The organism is Planktosalinus sp. (assembly GCF_059864935.1).
Genome location: NZ_JCBCCK010000363.1, coordinates 1 through 2,237, shown reverse-complemented (window position 1 = coordinate 2,237; position 2,237 = coordinate 1). Strand labels below are relative to the sequence as shown.

2 protein-coding genes and 1 pseudogene are annotated in these 2,237 nt (G+C 38.9%); all 3 read right to left on the bottom strand.

The features are described 5' to 3' along the window. Positions 1 to 450, bottom strand: a pseudogene (locus AC6F75_RS11445) (hypothetical protein); the annotation flags it as partial. 74 nt (positions 451 to 524) lie between these two features. Continuing rightward, positions 525 to 1,139, bottom strand: coding sequence for a response regulator (locus AC6F75_RS11440; protein ID WP_500715149.1), 615 nt, complete (start codon positions 1,137 to 1,139; stop codon positions 525 to 527). Positions 1,140 to 1,148: 9 nt separating this feature from the next. Then, positions 1,149 to 2,237: histidine kinase dimerization/phosphoacceptor domain -containing protein (locus tag AC6F75_RS11435; RefSeq protein WP_500715148.1), on the bottom strand; the 1,089-nt coding region annotated here is incomplete at its 5' end.

Below are 2,237 nucleotides of genomic sequence, written 5' to 3'. Positions count from 1 at the left end.
TTCAATATCCACACGGTCCAACTGACCGAAATTGTGATAGGGCATCACCGGGAAGATAGGCTCACCATCACGTTTTACACCTGTGGTAATCAACCGGAAGACTTCACCGTCCGTCCAGTCACCAATTCCATAAGGTGTGATGTTGGATGAAATAAACCTTCCGGGAAAACCCATCGATTGGTCAAAAACATCACCACCCACAAATTCAGTTCCCGGGGTTGGCGGTCCTGAAAATTTAGAGAAATCCCTTACTGAGTGACAATCAGCACACATCATTACATGATAAGCCAAATATTTGCCGCGCTCTACTTTAGTTTCAGTGATTTCAATGTCAATATATTCTGCTTTACCTACATTGGGAAGCGCAATGAACACATACATTATCAGTAAAAAAACAAGCAGTATTACAGATGCAAAAGCATATAATGAAAATTTAACCCCCTTTTTCATTTCTTGTCGGTTTTAGTCTTGGTGGTAAAATTCAATAAAAAGGTGGAATAGCCCGTCACCCAAAAGAGTGATATTTAATTTTGGTGGAGCTTGTTAATCAGGTCAGTACGGCTTGAGGAAGCCGTTTTTACAAAGATATTTTTAAGGTGTGTCTTTACAGTATTTTCTGAAATATACAACTTTTCAGAAATCTGCTGATTACTAAAACCTTCGTCAAGAAGAAATAAAACTTCAATTTCCCTTTCGGTTAAAGGGTCACTGAGCTTTTGATTGAGTTTGAATATTTTAGAGTGTTTTTCCTGAAGTGGATTGGGGTTGTAAAAATTATTTGCCGTAATTTCTATTGCAGCTTTAAGCTGGGCGTTGTTAAAGGGTTTTACGAGATAATGCTCTGGATGTATTTCCTTAACTTTTGAAAGTGTAAAGCTGTCACTGGAAGCAGTGAGAAAAATAATGGGTAAATGGAATTTTTCTTTGATCCATGTTGCAAGAGTGATTCCGTCTTCACGACCTTCAAGTTGAATATCCAGCAAAGCCAACTGAAATGTGTTTTCAAGCGCCAAAGCTTTTGCGGCTTCAATCTCATAAGCAGGCCCAATGGGTATGTGGCCAAGGTCAATCAAACAATTTGCAATGTCTTCGGCTACAATTGCATCGTCTTCAACCACTAAAATTTTTAATTGTTCCATAGGGTAAAATTAAGCAGGTATGCTGAATCTGGCCAAAGTGCCTTGGTCTTTACTTATGTAATCAAAATCGGCTTTGAATTTATCGCTGAAAATCTTGATGAGTTTTCTGCCGGTACCGGTTGAGCTTTCAGTTGCAGTTTTGATTCCCACACCATTGTCTTCAACCTCGATGGTGATTTTTCCCATTTCGGGTTTTACATTCAGTTGAATTGCCCCCGAATTTTCCCCTTCAAATGCATGTTTGATAGCATTGGTGACCATTTCGTTCATAATTAATCCGAGTGGAATGGCTTTATCAATATCAACACTAAAATCTTCACAAATACAACTTAGTGATATATTTCGCTCTCCAAGCGAAAATGCCTTCCTGAAATAATCACACAATTCATTGACATAAGGCTGAAAATTAACCTTTTTCAAATCTTTGGTTTTATACAATTGATGATGTAGCAACCCAATGGCACCCACGCTGTCGCGGCTGGATTGCAGTGCTTTTTGTGCATCGGGATTGTCAATATTTCGGCTGTGAAGACTTAAAATGCTGTTGAGCAATTGCAGGTTGTTTTTAGTGCGGTGGTGCATTTCCTGAAGCAATAGTTCATTTTCTTTAAGTGCTTCTTCCTTTTTGGCAACTTCAAGGGTAAGCTGTTTTCTCTGCTTTAGTATTTTTCGCAAAAAGAGAGTTATAATAAGTAAAACCAACGCTAAAAATATCCCTGAAATAAGGTACCAGCGTTTTTGATTGGCTTCTTTTTCAAGTTGCAATTGCTGCAGTGAAATGGTGGTTTCTTTATCCTTGAGTTCAAATCTTGCCTGCATTTCTTTAATCGCCCACTGACTGCTTTCCTGATTGAGACTGTCTGAAATGATACTGTATGCTTTCCAACTTTCACTTGCAAGTGAAAAATTTTCAGCTCTTTCTGAAGCCAATGCGCGTTCTTTCAAAACGGTGCGGAGCAATTCTTTTCTGCCGGAAGATACAGTGAGTTCATAAGCTTCTTCTATTCGTTTTAAACCTTCAGAGGTCCTGCCTTCCATCACATCAATGGCACCCAGGTAAGCCATAGCTGAAACTTTTTCGGGGGTCATTTTTTCAGA

Excerpts from the sequence above, each read along its gene's own strand:
- AC6F75_RS11440 (WP_500715149.1), bottom strand. The coding sequence starts at position 1,139 with ATGGAACAATTAAAAATTTTAGTGGTTGAAGACGATGCAATTGTAGCC.